Below are 18,202 nucleotides of genomic sequence, written 5' to 3' on the forward strand. Positions count from 1 at the left end.
GATTGCATCAAATTGGTTTAGAAGCTTTTATGATATATGTCATAAATCCAGCCGCTTGTTGCCCGTACCTTAGTCTCTTATTTTAGGATTAAAAAATAATTTATGGATTCAATTACCAATACCAAGAGAAAAGTATACCGTTTTGGCCATCGACAGACCGATGGCGACCGAACCATGCGCAACCTTCTAGGCGGTAAGGGCGCCAATCTTGCTGAGATGAGCCGTTTGGGCATTCCCGTTCCGCCAGGGCTTACCATTACCACCGAGGTTTGTACTGAATACAACGCCATTGGAAAAGAGGCAACGGTCGAGTTGATAGCCGAAGAAGTACGTGAGGCCATTAAGCAGATAGAAGCTGAAATGGACACTGTTTTCGGCGAAGATAAGAATCCGTTGTTGTTGTCAGTGCGGTCGGGGGCAAGGGTTTCGATGCCCGGTATGATGGATACGGTATTGAACCTTGGCCTGAACGATGTTTCGGTATTGGGCGTTGCCAAAAAAACCAATAACGAGCGCTTCGCTTGGGATTCATACCGGCGCTTTGTACAGATGTATGGCAGCGTGGTCATGGGAATGAAACCTGAAAACAAAGAAGACGAAGATCCCTTCGAAGAACAGATCCACCAAACAAAAGAGGCACGGGGCATTTCTTTAGATACCGAATTCACCGTGGAAGACTTGAAAAATTTGGTCGTTGACTTCAAGAAATTAATCAAAGAAAGAACAGGGCAAGACTTTCCCACCGACCCATGGGAACAATTGTGGGGAGCCATAATGGCCGTTTTTGATAGTTGGAATGGAGACCGGGCCGTCTATTATCGCAAGATCAATGGTTACCCACCAGACTGGGGCACTGCGGTAAATGTACAGGCCATGGTATTCGGTAACATGGGTGAAAATTCGGCCACAGGTGTCTGTTTCACCAGAGATGCCGCCACAGGGGCCAATCAGTTCAATGGCGAGTACTTGATCAACGCACAAGGTGAAGATGTGGTGGCCGGTGTTCGTACCCCCCAACAAATCACATTGGAAGGTTCAAAACATTGGGCAGAATTGGCCAAACTTTCTGAAAAAGAAAGGGCAGCAAAATATCCATCCCTACAAGAGGTGATGCCCAAATTGTACCAAGAACTATTCCGATATCAAAACCAGTTGGAAATCCATTACCGTGATATGCAGGATATGGAATTTACCATTCAAGACGGCAAATTGTGGATTCTGCAAACACGAAACGGTAAGCGAACCGGTGCGGCCATGGTCAAAATTGCCGTAGATCTGCTTAAAGAAGGCATGATTGACGAAAAAGAAGCCTTATTGCAGATTCTACCTGAAAAATTAGATGAGTTGTTGCATCCTGTTTTTGATCCACGCGCTTTGAAACGTGCGAAAGTCATCGCCCAAGGATTACCGGCTTCACCAGGTGCCGCCACGGGGCAAATCGTCTTTTTTGCCGATGAGGCCAATAAGTTCAAGAACAGTATTTTGGTTCGAACCGAGACCTCGCCCGAAGATTTGGAAGGAATGGACCTTGCCAAAGGCATCTTGACCGCAAGGGGAGGTATGACCTCGCATGCGGCAGTGGTGGCCCGGGGCATGGGAAAATGCTGTGTTTCAGGGGCAGGAGCTTTGAAAATCAACTATAAAAAACGAACGATGACCGTTGATGGGCACGAATACCACGAAGGCGATTGGATTTCCCTCAACGGCACCACAGGAAATATCATCGATGGAAAAGTGGCCACCATGGAACCACTGCTCAGTGGTGAATTTGCCGAAATCATGACATTGGCCGACAAATATGCCACTATGAAAGTGCGTGCGAATGCCGATACCCCGAAAGATGCGAAGACTGCCCGCAATTTTGGGGCGCAGGGCATCGGATTGGCACGAACCGAGCACATGTTTTTTGAGGGCAATCGCATCATGACCATGCGGGAAATGATCTTGGCCGATACCATAAAGGGCAGAAAACTGGCTTTAGAGGCCTTGTTGCCCATGCAGCGAAATGACTTTGAAGGACTTTTCGAGGCCTTACACGGGCATCCCGTAACGATTCGATTGTTGGATCCACCATTGCACGAGTTTGTTCCCCATCAATTGGCTACACAAAAAGAATTGGCAGAAGACCTGCATATTTCATTGGCGGCCGTCAAGAACAAAGTCGCTGAATTGCACGAGTTCAACCCCATGTTGGGGCATAGGGGCTGTCGTTTGGGCATTACCTATCCTGAAATCACCGAGATGCAGACCCGTGCCATTATTGAGGCGGCCTTGAATGTAAAAGAAAAAGGTATTGAAGTAAAGCCCGAGATCATGGTCCCATTAGTGGGTACTTTGGAAGAATTTGAAAGCCAAGAAGAAGTGATCAAGCAAACGGCCGAGACCGTTTTTCAAGAATATGGTGACCGAGTCGACTATTTGATCGGCACCATGATAGAAGTGCCCCGTGCGGCTCTGATGGCAGATGCCATTGCGCAAAGGGCCGACTTCTTTTCTTTTGGCACCAACGACCTTACCCAGATGACCTTTGGCTATTCTCGTGATGACGCGGGCAAGTTTATGTCATATTATCTTGAAAAAGGTATTTTAAAAGCTGACCCATTTGAGGTCTTGGATCAAGAGGGTGTCGGTCAACTGGTGGCCTTGGGCGCTAAGAAGGGTCGAAGCACCAAACCTGATTTGAAAGTGGGCATCTGTGGCGAACATGGGGGCGAGCCTTCATCGGTCGAATTCTGCCATGACAACGGATTGGACTATGTGAGCTGCTCACCGTTCAGGGTTCCGATTGCAAGAGTTGCTGCAGCACAAGCAGCACTATAATAAATAGATTGCCTGATTTTGGGAACGCCGTAGAAAAGTTGATTTCAAAGGAAGCAAATCCGGAGATGACTTTTTAACGGCGTTCTTTCTATTCTATTTTTTTAAGCTTAAGTTGCGCGCCATCAAAAACGGCATAGGTGAAATGGTTGATCCAGTCACCTAGATTGACATAGGTCGACTTGCCATTGAGGTCAATTTCTAAGGGAAGGTGACGATGCCCAAACACAAAAAAGTCATAATGCTTCGTTTCCAATTTTCGCTTACAGTAATGTACGAGCCATTCTTTGTCTTCGCCCAAAAACTGTGCATCCGCTTCCCCTGAAATGATTTTGTTGTTGATGGAAAGGTGCTGTGCCAACCGAACCCCCATATCGGGATGCAGCCACCGAAAGAACCATTGTGCCACAGGGTTCGTAAACACTTTTTTCATTCGCTTGAAACCCTTGTCACCCGGACCAAGCCCATCGCCATGGCCTATCAGAAAAGAAGTGTTGTCTATCTTTAGTTCTTGGGGTTTGTGATATACGGGAATGTTCAGTTCTTCCTCAAAATAACCGTTCATCCAAAGGTCGTGGTTGCCAACAAAATAGGTGATGGAAATGCCTGAATCGGTCAATTCAGCTAGCTTTCCCAAAGTACGGGTAAAGCCTTTTGGCACTACTTTTTTGTACTCGAACCAAAAATCAAAGAGGTCGCCCATTAGATAAATGGCGGCTGCATCTTCTTTAATGCTATCCAACCAGGCCACAAATTTCTTTTCGCGCGGCAAGCTCTCTTTGGCCGTGGGCGCACCCAAGTGGTTGTCACTGGCGAAGTATGCTTTTTTGCCCTTTGGAAGAGTTATTGAATCCATTCAGAGGTTAAAAATACAAACTTAGGGTGTAGCAGTGGTGAAAAAGTCTTTCCAAACCACCGTCTTTCCTGTTTCGGCAGCATGTTTGGCGGCTTCCAAGATTTGTACGACAATCAAGTTGTTTTCAAGGGAGGAAACCCCAAAGGCATCCACAGGCAGATTTTTATTGACCACTTGGGCCAAGTAGGCAAAAGGATCGTGAACACCCATTGGTAGTGGGGAAGCAGTAATGTTCTTTGGTCCGTCTTTTTCATTTTCGAGTACCTCCATATCCTCTCCATTTTTACAGATGACATAGCCTGATTTGCCATAAACTTCCATATCCTTGCGATTGTGCGACCAGTTCCAGGAGGCCTGCAAGATGACCTGAACATCTTTATAATCTAAAATGATGGTGGCGTCATCTTCCACCTTCGGATACAGTTCAGGTTTATACTGTCTCGTGGTACAGGTCACTTTTTCTGGGGTTTGGCCTTCCAAAAACCATGTGGCCAAATTGGCACCATAGCAACCAAAATCGGTAAGGGCTCCACCGCCGTTCAAAACGGGATCTGTCAACCATTCCAAAAACTCTTCGTTGCAACCAATTTCAATTGGCCCGGGGTGACCGTGATGAAATACCATTCGTTGAATGGGGCCTATCTTTTCTTCCTTTTTTACCAAAGAGTAGGCTTTTTCATTTGAGCCGTACCATGAGGTTTCGTAATTGGTCAACAACTGCACCCCGTGCTCTTTGGCCAACCGGGCCATTTTTTGGGCATGCTCCCAATTAACGGCCAAAGGCTTTTCGACCATAACGTGAACCCCTTTTGGGGCAAAAAACTCGACCACTTCTAGATGCCCGTAAATGGAATTGAAGGCCAATACAGCTTCGGGTTTGACTTTTTCATAAAGCGCTGGCATTGAATCAAAGACCAAATCCATTGAATAGCCATGTTGCCTGCCATATCGCTCTGCCAGTTCTCGGTTGGGCTCTACTATGCCCACTATTTCAATGTCGCCCAGTTTTTCCCTGCCCAAGATCCAATGCACATGAGTATGCACTAAACCGATCACCGCCACTTTTAGCGGCTCTCCCTCATAATACGATGGGCTTTCTTGAGTATCCATAAGCTCATTTGTCTTGGGCACGTCTTTTTGTTTGCAACCCACGCTCATTATCAAAAGTAAAATCAGACCGATTGATTGAAAATGTTTTATCATATAGATGGTATTGATTGAAAAAAATGGTTCAACGTTTAAACCGACGGTTATTGCGAATGCGCATGATTACATAAATCGCAATGACCAATACGGCCAACAAGGGCAAAACGAGGTCACTGTTTAAATACGATAGAATGTCCATATAGCTATTTTTTAAGGTCTGAAAGAACCGCTTTCGTATTGGGCGACAGAGCCAATTGCCCTGACTGTTCGGCACGTTCAAGCAATAAATCATCCCAATGTTCGGTACCGAACCATAGGGCCTTCTTCATTTTTTCCAATGCTTCTGGATTATAAGCGGCCATTTTTTGTAGATAAAAATCGAGTTCTTTGTCCATTTCCTTTATAGATCCAAAGACTTTGGCATACAGACCCTTTTCTTTGGCCCAATAGGCATTTTTCCACTCTGTGGGATTCAAGGCCAGCTCTGCCAGTGCGGCTTTTCCAGCTTTTCTTTCCACGGCCGGGGCGATTACCAAAGGGGCGATCCCGATTGAGATCTCAGATAATTTTATGGAGGCCGCTTCAGTGGCGAACACATAGTCACAGGAAGCGGCAAGCCCTACACCACCGCCGACCGTTTTGCCCTGCACACGACCGATAACGGGTTTTTTGCATTTTCGCATGGCGTTGATGACCTGGGCAAAACCACTGAAAAAAGCCTTTCCTTCCTTTAAATTGGATATGGCCAGAAGCTCATCAAAAGATGCCCCGGCACAAAAGGCACGGTCACCTTCTGATTTTAAGAGTATGAGCGATACTTCTGAATTACTGGAAAGCGTATCAAATGCATCGGCCAAGCGCAGCAGCAATTCCGAGACAAACGAATTACTGGCCGGATGCCCAAATTCTACGATAGCTATACTGTTTTCAATTTTGGTGTAAAGACTTCCGTTGGGTCGATCTGTGCCCATAATATGGTTTTGTCCAAAATTAAGTTTTTTGGAGCAAGGGCCTGAATTTTCTTCTAAATTTAAACACCAGCGCAAAGCCCCTTATGGCCATCCAAACCACAAAGGCGATCCAAATGGCATAGAATCCCCAGCCCAATGCCTTGCCGATGTACAGCGTGGGCAAAAAGCCCAAGAATGTGGCCGTCAGCAGCACATTTCTAAGGTACTTCATTTCGCCGAGACCTTTAAAGAGTCCGTCAAAAACAAAGGCCAGTGTGTTCATCGGCAATCCTAGAATAACAATGAAGAAGATACTGTAAAAGGTATTCAAGACAATGGTCTCGTTTGAAAATATTCTCCCCAGCGGATAATAAAAAACAAAGCCGATAAGCATCAGAACCAGACTGACCATCAATCCGTAAACGATTATTTTCTTGGCCAGTTTCCATAGACCTTTATAATCTTTCGCGCCCAATAACCTGCCGCCCATACTATTGCCCGCAGCTCCATAGCCATCGATGAAAAAGGCGGCAAAAAGCCATAGATTGATGGCAATGGTGTGTGCGCCGATATATCGGTCACCCAATGCCGTGGCCTCCCTGACCGCGACAATCAGTGCCACGTTCAGGGCCAATGCCCTTACAAAAAGGTTAAGGCTCATAAAAATCAATCGTTTTAACTCATGATTTAATGGAAAACGAAGCTTTAGACTGATGTTTGTCTTGCTTTTCAATAAGAAAAACACCAAAATGGCCATGACCGCCTGTGAAATGAGACTGGCCCATGCAGCGCCCTCTAGGTACATGGCAGGAATGACATCTTCAATTCCATACACCAATATAAAATCAAGAACAATATTGAGTCCGGCCCCAATCAAGGCAATGACCATAGGATAGAATGTATTTTGAAGGCCCCTAAAAATGCCAAAAACGGCAAAAGTGAACAATGTGAGCGGGAACCCCCATACCCGAATCGAATAATAACTGATACAGTAGTCAAGAATCTTGCCCGAAGCCTCAAAGAGTTTGAAAATATCCTCCACGATAAAAATGGTAGAGCCCAAAATCACGAAGCTCAATAGAATATTGAAGAAAATGGCCTGGGCAGGTAGATTTTCGACTTCTTTGATTCGTTTGGCGCCCAAATACTGTGAGATGATGGCCGAAATGGCACTACGGGTCTGGCCCAATACCCAAATCAACATCGAAAGGAAAGAACCGACAATACCGGCAGCGGCCAAAGATTCCAACCCATCTACGGGAATATTGCCGACAATTGCCGTATCTGTGATGGAAAGAACAGGTTCTGCTATGCCCGAAATGGTAGCGGGGATAGCCAAATTGTTTATATTTCTAAAAGTGACAGCGGTTCGTGTAAGCATAGTAATCAGAGCACCAACTCGTAACAGTGAAAAGGATGTTCGCTTTGTTTTGGAAAGTAGACATCAGCCAATCTTTTATATCCTCTCATTTCATAAAACCGTTGGTTTCTTTTGTTTTGGGAAAAAGTATCTAATCTAATGGATGCAAATTTACCTGTTCGAGCCAACTTTTCGGCAAAGTCCATCAAAGATCGGGCGTGGCCATGACCCTGAAATTTGGGATGTACGCATAGACGGTGTACATAGATGTTGTTTTCATTGGGGATCAACCAGTCTACTGATTTGTACTCGTCATCGATAAGGGTGGAAATGGCAATGGCACCGATGATTTTTTCGCCCACCTCCTTAACATACAGCTCTTGTCGCTCCACATCCCTCATAAAGGCAGTTTCTGAGGGGTAGTGATCGTTCCATTGATAAATGCCTCTTTGCTGCATAGCATGGGCACAGGCCTTTGTAATCATCAAAATTTCAGGTATTTCAGATATCTTTGCATGTCTGATCATCTAAGAAGGTAGATTAAATTGTAAATTTAGGTCATAATCATAACAACCAAGCTTATGAAGAATATATTGGTGCCGGTGGGCACGTCACCAAATTCGCATGAGACACTTCAGTACGCTGTAAATTTCGCTTCAGATTTTGGGGCCAACATCTACGTTATGGATGTGTTTACCGTAACCACTGGCGCCGGAAATCTGGGCAAGGTTACCGAGAAAGTGGCAGAAAGCGGCAAAGCATATATCAAAGAAGTCATTTCAAAAGTTGACACAAGAGGTCTTGACATCAAGATTGCCTCGTACAACGGCGACATCATTGATGGCTTGATAGATATTGAAAAAGAATTGGGCATTGACCTGATCATTATTGCACCAAGAAGCAATGACATCAATGAAGAGCTCTATTTGGGAAATACCTCTGGGCGAATTATCAAGCAGACCGAAATACCAACGCTGATAGTACCAAAAGGCACCAAGCATTCTCCCATCAAGAATATTCTATGCGCTTTTCGTTCAGGGATATTGAAGCACAATAAGATTTTACAACCGTTGATTGAGGTTACTGAAAAATATCATACCGAGGTAAACCTATTACTGGTGAAGACACCGGGTTACACCGAAGATGATTTACAGGTAAATACCGCTTTGATGGATTTAAGCAAAAAGTTGACCATTTCTGAAAATCCGACCACCTATTTAGGCGTTTTAGAGCACTTTCAAAAAAATCAGCCAGATATTCTATGCGTTTTCAGAAGAAAACGCGGATTTTTCAAAAAACTATGGGAAAAGAACACCATTCGTAAATCAGAGTTCTATGCACCAATACCCGTGTTGGTCTTGAGTGTGAAAAAAGACTAGCTTTTGCCTAGGAGACATTTTGAAACTTGGCCAAAATGTATTTCCTTTGCGCTCTCTTTCGGGGCATTAGCCCGCCCGGATGAATCCATTCATCCGTTGAAGAAAGTGGCGAAAAGAAATATAATTTTGGGGCATTAGCTCAGCTGGCTAGAGCGCTACGCTGGCAGCGTAGAGGTCATCGGTTCGACTCCGATATGCTCCACAAAAGGCACCTTTCAATAGGTGCTTTTTTTGTTTTTGGAAAACAATAACATTTTGCTTTTCACCGAACGGCGCATCGTTCATATCTTATGGGTCAAATTTTGTATGATGGATTTAAAAGGAAAAGTTGCCTATATAACAGGGGGTAGTAAGGGTATTGGCCATGGCGTGGCCAAAACGCTTTTGAATGCAGGAATGAAAGTTGCCATAAGCGGAAGAACGTTAAAGACTGTACAAGAGGCCGCTTCCATCTTGGGAAGCGAAAAGAGTGTGCTCGCACTTGAATCAGATGTCACTAGCCTTGAGAATGAGCAACAGGCCATCAATACCATTCTTCAGAGGTGGGGCCATTTAGATGTAGTTTTGGCAAATGCAGGTGTGGGTCACTTCGCCCCGGTCGATGAAATGGTTCCGGAACAATGGCACCAAATGATGAACACCAATCTAACCGGAGTTTTTCATACTCTCAAGGCTTCGGTTGAGGCATTAAAAAGCTCAAAAGGGTATTTCATGTCATTGGCGAGTCTTGCCGGCACCAATTTTTTTGCCAATGGGGCAGGGTATAATGCCACAAAATTTGGCGTTGTCGGCTTTACACAGGCTGCTATGCTTGATTTGAGAAGGTATGATATAAAAGTCACCACCATCATGCCCGGCTCCGTGGCCAGTTATTTCAACGACAATGACCCCTCTGAAAAAGATGCTTGGAAGATACAGCCAGAAGACATTGGTCAAATTGTTCTCGATCTCTTGATGATACACCCGAGAACGTTGCCCAGCAAAGTTGAGGTGAGGCCGACAAGGCCAGATTTGAAATAATCAGGCCTCTTCTTCAACAAATGGGGCATCAACATTGAAAAGGGAAACGATCAATTCTTTTAGACCGCTCTTGAACCGGTCAAGAAGTGTGGCGTCTATCAGATGTTCTTTTTGTTGGCTTCTCGCAGACGGTTTAAGAGCGAACATAATGGGTTCGGGGTTTATTTTTTTGACAGGAATGATTCCAGCGGTCAGATGCCCAATAGTTGATTCTTTTGCATAAAGAAGGCTATAGCAAAGCAACTGAAAGGCTTTGCCGAGTGAAGGGTCTTGGGTAATGTTTTTCATATCGGTTATTTCGACCTCTGAAGAAATAACACGCCCTGTCTTATAGTCTAAGATGCGCAATTGCCCATCTTTTTCATCTATCCTATCAATTTTTCCTTTCAAAGTAACAGGGAACCCCAATTCTTGAATATCTAGATCGAGGGAGACTTCTTTTTCGATGCCCAAAATTTTTATTTCATGTTGTTCGGCATCTGATATTTCATTATCGATCAGGTTTTGCAAGTATTTGGTGATTACATTGAACACGATAAGGGTTTGCCCACTTTTTAAGCTGTTCGGCGAATACCATTTCAGAAACTGTTCTTCTACAGTGGGGGCAATTTTTTTCTTTGTTTCTTCAAGCGCATAAGTAGTCAAAAAAGAGTTTTCAAAGGGCCGATAGAGCACTTCCAATGCGTCATGTACAATGGTGCCAAACGTATTGGCGGCGATGTTCTCTTCTACTCCATCCGTTTCCTTTATTTTGAGTACGTTCTTTTTGTAAAACCCAAGCGGATTCTCGATGTAATTGGCCAATGCCGAGGGTGAAAACCCCTTTTCGGCCAAAATTTTCAGGGTATCGAGCAGGCCAGGGGTTTTGGGTACTTCAAACGAGAATTTTTCTGAAGCTGAAACTATGGGTGAGGCAATGTTGTGTTCTACATAGTGTTGAAGTTTCACATCTGTGAGCAGTTGTGTGAGCAAACGACTTTTTTCACCACCTTCTAGAGTATCGATTTCGGTATTGTACAACAAGTGAATGTTTTTGGCCCTTTGTAACAGGCGATAGAAATGATAGGTGTAAATGGCATCTTTTTCTTTGTGGGTGGGCAGGCCGAATTCTTTTTTTACATCAAAGGGGATGAATGAACTGTTTGTTTTTCCGGTAGGCAAGATACCTTCGTTTACAGAGGTAATGACCACGGTTTCGAAATCGAGATTTCGACTTTCGAGCATTCCCAAAATTTGTAACCCTTTAATGGAATCTCCTTGAAAATCGAGCTTTACGTCAGAAACTTGCTTTGCTAACAGTTGTTTGAGAATGGCAATGTTGTTTAAAAAAGAATGGGTCAAGACATTTTCATGCAGTGTAGTGAAAAGACTGTGAAAGTGTTCAAGTTGTTGCAATTCAAGTGCATTCTTTTCTTTTTCGAAATATTTTTTAAGTGAAAGGATGGCTTTTAAGCAATTATTGATGAACTGCCGGGGGTTCGGAAGACTCTCAGCAAAAAACATCGATATAAAGGTATTCTGATCAGGGGAATCAGATCTGAGATGTGAAAGACTTAGATACGTTAAATTTTGCGAAAATATTTTGCTCTTTAACATCGAGACATAACTATTGCCGGCTTTATGCAACAATATCTTGGCATAGGGGTTTGCCAATAACAGTTGTATGTCTTTGTGGTACCAGCCGTGCTTAGACCTATTGATCGACAGGTTCATCAGCGTGGTAAAGAAATCATATAACGGTGTGTCGGCCAAAGATAGGCCCATCGTAACATTGACTTTGGCAATTTCTTTGGGCAATGCATGTAGTATCGGCACCAACAATGATTCATCAGCTAGAACAAGGGCCATATTGTTCAATTGCCCCGGATTGGTGGTATTTATTGTTTCAAGCAATTGACCGACATATTTCGCTTGGGCAATATTTTTGGGGACCCCTGTGATTTTTATCGATTTTTCGCCAAGAAAATTATCGGTTATCCCTTTGAGTGGATTGCCGCTAAAATAGGGCCAGCCCTTCTTATATCTTCTGATAAAAAGTCCGGCATCATGTACGGGGTCATTTAGAAAGTAAGAATCCAAATCCCAATAGATATCGGCATTGCCTTTCGCAAGAAATGCTTGAACAATCTGTGTTTCGGCAGTGTTCAAGGCGTTGAAACCTATGAATAGATGTTTATGGCCATTTGTTTCGATGTAGCCATCAATGTTGTTGCTGGCTTGCCGGTAGGCCAACCCCTGATAAGCCTTTCCTTCTTCAATGAGTTTTTGGGTAAAAGACTCATATACTGAATGGGCATTTTGCCAGAACTTAACATAGCCTTCAACCAAAGGGGTCTTTTCTGCTTTTAGGTTCCAGTTTTTAATTCTATGGATTTCAGATAGATAATTGAACAGGGTCCGATAATCGAGCAGGTAACGGTCGATTTCATTGAAATCTTGCAATAAAGTATGTGCCCATCCCAAAAATGATAGAAAGTCTTCTTTGGGCTTTTCATCTGAAGTGGTTAGGCTTTCATATAGGGTCAACAAGAGCTCTTGCTGTGTACTAGGTGAAAGTCTGGATAGTTGCCCGATGAAGTCTTCTATCGATAGAATCGAAGGTGCAAAAATGGGCTTATCTATGCGTTCGGCTAAGTATTTCCTCAGAAAAACCCCTGCTCTTTTACTGGGTAAGACAAATGTCAGTTGATTCAGTGACACATGTTTCTCGAGAACATCATCAATAACATCTTCCAAAAAAGAGCGCATTGTTAAAAATAAAAAAAGCTCCGCATTTGCGGAGCTTTTCTTTTATCGAAAATTGTTTTTGAGCCTTACTTTATCAAGTTGATTTCAACCCTTCTGTTTTGGCTTCTACCAGCTCTTGTGTTGTTGGTGGCGATTGGCTTATCTTCACCATAACCAATAGCGGTCAAACGATCAGAAGCGATACCTTCGTTAATCAAGAAATCACGTACTGAATTTGCTCGTTTTTCTGAAAGCGATTGATTCAATTTGGCGCTACCAACACTATCAGTGTGTCCTTCAACAGTAAACTTGGCATTTGGATACTCGTTAAGAATTCTGATGATGTCAACAAATACACTGGTTGATTCAGGCTTCAAAGAAGCTTTGCCAGTATCGAACAAGATAGTTCTAGCGTAATCGTTCAACTGCTTTTGAACCTCTTCTGTAACTTCTGGGCAACCATTGTTTGCAACAGTTCCGGCAACCTCAGGACATTGATCGTCTTTGTCAAGTACGCCATCACCATCACTATCTGGCCATGGGCAGCCATTGTTCTCAGCAGGACCTGCTTCATTAGGACACTGATCATCTTTGTCAGCAACACCGTCGCCGTCAGCATCAGGACATCCAGCCAATGCCTCAAGACCAGCTTCGTTTGGACATGCATCGTCTTTATCAGCGATACCGTCACCATCAGCATCAGGACAACCGTTCAATTCTTTTAAGCCAGCGGCATTTGGGCAATCATCTTTACCATCTTCAATGCCATCACCGTCTGAATCAGGACAACCGTTGAATGCCTCAAGACCAGCAACCTCCGGGCAGGCATCATCTTTGTCATAAATGCCATCGCCATCAGTATCGGTACCTCCGAAACGGATAGAGAAGCCAGCCAAGTGCTGGAAGTGCTTCACGCCATAGTCTTCAAAAGCGTGCTTATATTGTGTCTGAACCGTGAAACCAAAATTGTCGGTGAACCAATAGTTGAGACCAACGCCACCATTCACTGTTCCTGCGCCGATTTCATCAACCCAAGTATAACCACCGCCCACTTCAACAAAGGGATCTAATTTGGTGTTCTTTAGAATATTATACTTAATGGTACCATCAATGGCATAATGTGATAGGTCATCTGCAGTAACATCTCCAAGCTTTTCGATTCTGTTAAGCGATCCTCGAGCACCTACAGAAAAGCCATCACCGATGTATTTCGAAACGGCTATGTATGAAATCGAAGGGATGATGTTCCAGTGATCGTTTACATTGAAATACTCATCGAAAAGTCCGCCTGTTGGATATGAGGCATCAGAATCATTGGTAGGATAAACATCAATTGCGTTCACCCCAACGCTCACCTGCCAAGGATTATTTTCGTCTTGCGCCTGTATGCTGTTCAAGCCAAAAAAGACAATAGCAACAGCTACTAATTTGCTAAGATGTTTCATGTTCAAAATTTTAAGTTTAAGTGTTTATCAGCTGCAAATGTAAGTTGTTAAAAACTATTAACAAAATCAATCACTTATTTTTTTTCCTGCATTTCATGGAAAAATTTGCGCACTTAAACGATATTTAATTCCTTTCCAACTTCAATAAATGCATCGATCGCTTTATCAAGATGTTCCTTTTTATGTGCTGCCGATAATTGTACACGAATTCGAGCTTTGCCCTTGGGCACAACGGGATAGAAGAACCCTATGACATAGATGCCCTTTTCGAGTAGCATATCGGCCATTTTTTGCGATAGTTTGGCATCGTAGAGCATTACCGGCACAATGGCAGAATCACCATCGATGATATCAAAACCGGCTGATTTCAGGCCTTTTTTGAAATATTCTGTGTTTTCTTGCAAGGTATCGCGCAGTTGGGTATCATTTTCAAGCATATCGAATACCTTAATAGAGGCACCTACTATGGCCGGGGCAAGTGAATTTGAGAATAGGTAAGGTCTTGAACGCTGACGGAGCATTTCGATGATTTCCTTTTTACCAGTGGTATAACCGCCCATTGCACCCCCAAGGGCTTTTCCCAGCGTACCGGTGATGATGTCTATACGATTCATCACGCCTTTTTCTTCCAAGGTTCCTCTTCCGGTCTCCCCAATAAATCCGGCCGCATGGCACTCATCGATCATGACCAGTGCATCATATTGTTCAGACAGGTCGCAGATTCTATCCAAAGGCGCCAATAATCCGTCCATTGAAAAAACACCATCGGTCACGATTATTTTAAACCTGGCTCCGTCATCAACGGCCTGTTGCAGTTGTTTTTCAAGGTCGGCCATGTCACTATTGGCATAACGATAACGCTTGGCCTTGCAGAGCCGAACCCCATCGATAATGGAGGCATGGTTCAACGAATCTGATATGATGGCATCTTCAGCAGTGAGCAGTGGCTCAAATACCCCCCCATTGGCATCAAAGGCCGCAGCATATAATATGGTATCTTCAGTACCGTAAAATTGTGCGATTTTGGCCTCCAGCTCTTTGTGTATATCTTGGGTCCCGCAGATAAAACGTACTGATGACATGCCGAAACCATGTGTGTCAAGCGTTTTCTTTGCCGCAGCGATGACCTCTGGGTGCGATGATAGCCCCAAATAGTTGTTGGCGCAGAAATTGATGACTTCTTGACCCGTGGAAATCTTGATGACAGCATCTTGGGGTGTCGCAATGATGCGCTCTTTTTTGAACAGTCCGGCTTTCTTGATTTCTTCAAGTTCGTTTTGAAGATGTTCCTTTATTTTTCCGTACATAGATTTTATGGTTTTAGACAAATATCGGTGTTATCGTATCATTTATATATAACAGTACTTTCTTTTCGATTATCAGGCCCATTTCTGTCAATGCTTTTGCGTATTCATTTAACTGGATTTGATGTTTTGGTGAGGGACTCCCGGTCTTATAGTCGATCAACGACACCTTGTTTTTCTTTATCACGATCCTATCTGGGCGCAGAAGATTTCCCTCGGCGGTAATGATTTCTTGTTCATTGAAGACATCATTGTCTTCTGAAAAGAAGGGTGATAATTCAGGACGTTGCACCACATCGTCCAACTTTTTCTGTAAATACACCAGTTCTTCTTCAGCAAGCGTATGCTGAGATGCCATGTTGGCCAAAGCTTGGGGCACATCTTTGCCATACTTGATCTGACTTAAAACGTCATGAACAAGATTACCTTTTGAGATGGCTTCTTTTCTTTCGGCAGACATGAATGCACGATTTGAAACTGCTATTTTCAAATTTGAATGCTCTATGGCAGTGGGCCGCATGGCAACAGTGTCAGGAATTCTGTCTACCACTCTTTCCGTCTTTTCGGTAAGACTTCCAAAGCTATATTGCAACCGTCCATCTTGCCAAAGGCCTTTTTCCAAAAGATAATCCTTGAAAAGTCCGGAATAATTGTCCGGTTTTGAGGAGACCCCTAGAGGGCAAAGTATATACAACGCATTTATTGCCCTGGTCATGGCCACATAGAGCACGTTGAAGGCATCGAGTTGGGCTTTTTCAAGTTCTTCTTGGTACAATGTTGCGATCGGGTTGCCCATATGTGCCATTTTCTTGTTCGAATTCAATAAAACACGGTCGAAACCCAAAAAGTCACCGGTATTCACCGGCATCCATAATTTCTTTGGCTTGGTATCGACCAATTTTGAATCGGCGTATGGAAAAATGACCAGTTCAAACTCAAGTCCCTTTGCTTTATGAACGGTCATAATCTGAACGGCATCAATACCCTCAGGGGTAGAAAGGCTGATCTTGTTTTCATTGAGACGCCAGTATTCCAAAAAAGAAAGAATTTGCGAGCCCTCATTTTGCTGAACCGAAAAAGCCTCATCCAACAATGTGAAAATATAGGCATCTGAATGGCCCCAAAGGTCGAATTTGGCAATAGCCAATTCTAAAATATCATAAACCGTTTTCGAGTGTAGGCCATTACGATCAAACCCAAAGCTCCCTGATAGGTACTCTGTGAGCGAGCCTAAACGTTGTGTGATGGATTCGTGCAAATTATCTTCTTCTCGCAAAAGAAATTTCAAAATTTCAAAGGAAGCTTCTTGGTCACCTGAATTTTCGAGCCATGTCAACAGTGCCAAAAGAAAAGTGATGGTCTCATTGTTTTTGAGCAAAAGCGAATCTGGCGACAGCAATGGCACATTCTGCTGTTTTAGAAAATTGGCCATCGAGGCGGCTTTTTGGTTATCGCGGACCAGAATGCAAATGTCGCCGTAACCGTACTTTTTTTGGATGGCATTTTGAACAATGTCGATTACCTTTTTGCAGTATTCGTCTTCTGCCTCATTTTTTTCCAAAAAGGAGATTTCGACAAAGCCACCCTTTTTAGATCGAATTTTTTGTCGGGAACCTTCAGAATAGAGCCGCTGATAGGTTTCGTTGTGGAGAAACCTTGAAATGTGTGAAAAAAACGAATTGTTCAGCTTGATGATTTGTTCATGGCTTCGCCAATTCGAGGCCAGGGGCTCTATCGAGGGCTCGACTACAAACGGACTGCCCTGTAGGTTGATAAGGTTCAAGAACTGCTCGGCCTCGCCGCCCCGCCATCGATAGATAGATTGTTTTACATCGCCCAAAAGGGTCAATGAGCCTTTTTGCCCTTTTTCATTCATACCTTCCAATGCATTGGCTATGAGCGGAACAAGATTCTTCCACTGCATTTCAGAAGTATCTTGAAACTCATCGATGAAATAATGTCTGAACTTTTCACCCAGCCGCTCATAGATGAAGGGAACGGGTTCATTCTTGATGGTGTCGGCAATGATGGTATTGAATTCAGAAATGGGCAATAGATCGCGCTCTGCCAATATTGCCTTGACCTCTTTCGATATTTCGTTCAGCACTGTCATTGGCACGATGTTCTTGTAACAGTTTTGTAAGAACGTCATTGACCAAAAGGTCTGTCTGATATGGTTGAACAGTTCGATGAATCTGGGGTGTAGGGCATCAAGCCTTTCTTTTATCTTCTCTGTGGCCGTTTTGTTGTAGAGTGCTGTTTCTTCAAAGTTTTGCTTCCAAGATGCATCGAAGTTGATATTGAAATTTTCGTCTTTAAGGGTTTGCATGAACTTTGGAAAGTAACCACCCTTGAAGTCTGAAAACCCAAGGTCATTCGAGGTAATGGTGCGCAACGCTTCAGTGGCGGTTTCCTTAATCTGTATTTCCTTTGACCTTATATCGGCCCTCAATTTTTTCTGCAACGCCAAAAAATCTTCCAGATTCTTGTCTTTCAAATGTTTCAGGTGTTTCGAATGCACTTCTTGAAAGAGCAGTTTTCCGGTTTCGAACAAGTCTTTGAAAATGTTCCAACTTTTGTTCGCCTCGATTTTTTCAAAAGAAAAATCCAGTAAAAATCGGGTAAGTCCCTGATCGGTTCCTGCCCTGTCCAGAAGGCGGGCTATGGCTTCTTCCAACAATAAATCGACATCGAGCACGACCTCAAAGTTTTGCGATATTTTCAGGTCGCGTGCAAAGGTTCTGATAATGTTATGGGTGACCCGATCGATAGTCGATATTTCGAAAAGTGAATAGTTGTGCAAAATGACCTTGAGCAACGACCTTGAACGTTGCACGAGCTCTTCATTTGACAAGGAAAGTTCGTTGCAGAGTTCTTCTGCCATGCTACTCTCTTTGACATCTGAAAGGCGCGAAAAAAGTTGTAGGTTACCCAAAATCCGCTCTTTCATTTCGCCCACAGCCTTGTTTGTGAAAGTAATGGCCAATAGATGCCTGTGGTCGATTTTCGAATTTGGGTCAAGTAACAGCTTCAGGTAATTTTTGACAAGTTGATACGTCTTGCCAGAACCTGCAGAAGCATTGAAGATCGTAAAGGTTTCGCCGTACAAGTTTTTATTTGCAAAGTACTGATTCTTATTGGCTTCTTAACATAACATTATGGGAATTTATTTGTTAAAATTGTACCTTTGAAGCAGAA

At 43.6% G+C, this 18,202-nt stretch carries 12 protein-coding genes and 1 tRNA gene; 4 read left to right on the forward strand and 9 right to left on the reverse strand.

Going from position 1 to position 18,202, the window contains the following annotated elements; all coding sequences use genetic code 11:
- Nucleotides 1-102: 102 nt before the first annotated feature.
- Complete coding sequence (gene ppdK, locus L0P89_RS08300; protein WP_235267938.1) at nt 103-2,820, forward strand: pyruvate, phosphate dikinase; 2,718 nt, start codon at nt 103-105, stop codon at nt 2,818-2,820.
- Between the two features lie 88 nt (nt 2,821-2,908).
- Here the strand turns inward: ppdK and L0P89_RS08305 are convergent, their stop codons facing one another.
- From L0P89_RS08305 to L0P89_RS08325, 5 genes are all read right to left on the reverse strand, one after another.
- The gene (locus L0P89_RS08305) at nt 2,909-3,673 is read right to left on the reverse strand and encodes a UDP-2,3-diacylglucosamine diphosphatase (protein ID WP_235267939.1); all 765 of its coding nucleotides are present in this window, start codon (nt 3,671-3,673) and stop codon (nt 2,909-2,911) included.
- Between the two features lie 21 nt (nt 3,674-3,694).
- Nucleotides 3,695-4,876: a Gfo/Idh/MocA family protein gene (locus tag L0P89_RS08310; protein WP_235267940.1), complete on the reverse strand. Its 1,182-nt coding sequence runs from the start codon at nt 4,874-4,876 to the stop codon at nt 3,695-3,697.
- A gap of 146 nt (nt 4,877-5,022) precedes the next feature.
- Nucleotides 5,023-5,790, reverse strand: a complete 768-nt coding sequence (locus L0P89_RS08315; RefSeq protein ID WP_235267941.1) for an enoyl-CoA hydratase/isomerase family protein — start codon at nt 5,788-5,790, stop codon at nt 5,023-5,025.
- A gap of 19 nt (nt 5,791-5,809) precedes the next feature.
- Nucleotides 5,810-7,150: an MATE family efflux transporter gene (locus L0P89_RS08320; RefSeq protein WP_235267942.1), complete on the reverse strand. Its 1,341-nt coding sequence runs from the start codon at nt 7,148-7,150 to the stop codon at nt 5,810-5,812.
- A gap of 5 nt (nt 7,151-7,155) precedes the next feature.
- Complete coding sequence (locus L0P89_RS08325; protein WP_235267943.1) at nt 7,156-7,656, reverse strand: GNAT family N-acetyltransferase; 501 nt, start codon at nt 7,654-7,656, stop codon at nt 7,156-7,158.
- Between the two features lie 54 nt (nt 7,657-7,710).
- Between L0P89_RS08325 and L0P89_RS08330 the strand changes: the two genes are divergently transcribed.
- From L0P89_RS08330 to L0P89_RS08340, 3 genes are all read left to right on the forward strand, one after another.
- The gene (locus L0P89_RS08330; RefSeq protein WP_235267944.1) at nt 7,711-8,508 is read left to right on the forward strand and encodes a universal stress protein; all 798 of its coding nucleotides are present in this window, start codon (nt 7,711-7,713) and stop codon (nt 8,506-8,508) included.
- Between the two features lie 128 nt (nt 8,509-8,636).
- Nucleotides 8,637-8,710 (forward strand) — tRNA-Ala (locus L0P89_RS08335).
- Between the two features lie 104 nt (nt 8,711-8,814).
- Nucleotides 8,815-9,528 (forward strand): SDR family oxidoreductase, encoded by a 714-nt coding sequence (locus L0P89_RS08340; protein WP_409557567.1) that lies wholly within the window; start codon nt 8,815-8,817, stop codon nt 9,526-9,528.
- On the opposite strand, the gene L0P89_RS08345 is transcribed toward L0P89_RS08340, so the two are convergent.
- The 4 genes from L0P89_RS08345 to L0P89_RS08360 form a co-directional block, all read right to left on the reverse strand.
- Nucleotides 9,529-12,276 carry a PD-(D/E)XK nuclease family protein gene (locus L0P89_RS08345; RefSeq protein WP_235267945.1) on the reverse strand — a complete coding sequence of 916 codons (2,748 nt, stop codon included), beginning with the start codon at nt 12,274-12,276 and terminating at the stop codon, nt 9,529-9,531.
- Between the two features lie 65 nt (nt 12,277-12,341).
- Nucleotides 12,342-13,700: an OmpA family protein gene (locus L0P89_RS08350; RefSeq protein WP_235267946.1), complete on the reverse strand. Its 1,359-nt coding sequence runs from the start codon at nt 13,698-13,700 to the stop codon at nt 12,342-12,344.
- A gap of 113 nt (nt 13,701-13,813) precedes the next feature.
- Nucleotides 13,814-15,007 (reverse strand): glycine C-acetyltransferase, encoded by a 1,194-nt coding sequence (gene kbl / locus L0P89_RS08355; protein WP_235267947.1) that lies wholly within the window; start codon nt 15,005-15,007, stop codon nt 13,814-13,816.
- A gap of 13 nt (nt 15,008-15,020) precedes the next feature.
- Complete coding sequence (locus tag L0P89_RS08360) at nt 15,021-18,113, reverse strand: UvrD-helicase domain-containing protein (protein WP_235267948.1); 3,093 nt, start codon at nt 18,111-18,113, stop codon at nt 15,021-15,023.
- Nucleotides 18,114-18,202: the final 89 nt, after the last annotated feature.

It is taken from the genome of Muricauda sp. SCSIO 65647, from assembly GCF_021534965.1.
GTDB lineage: Bacteria > Bacteroidota > Bacteroidia > Flavobacteriales > Flavobacteriaceae > Flagellimonas_A.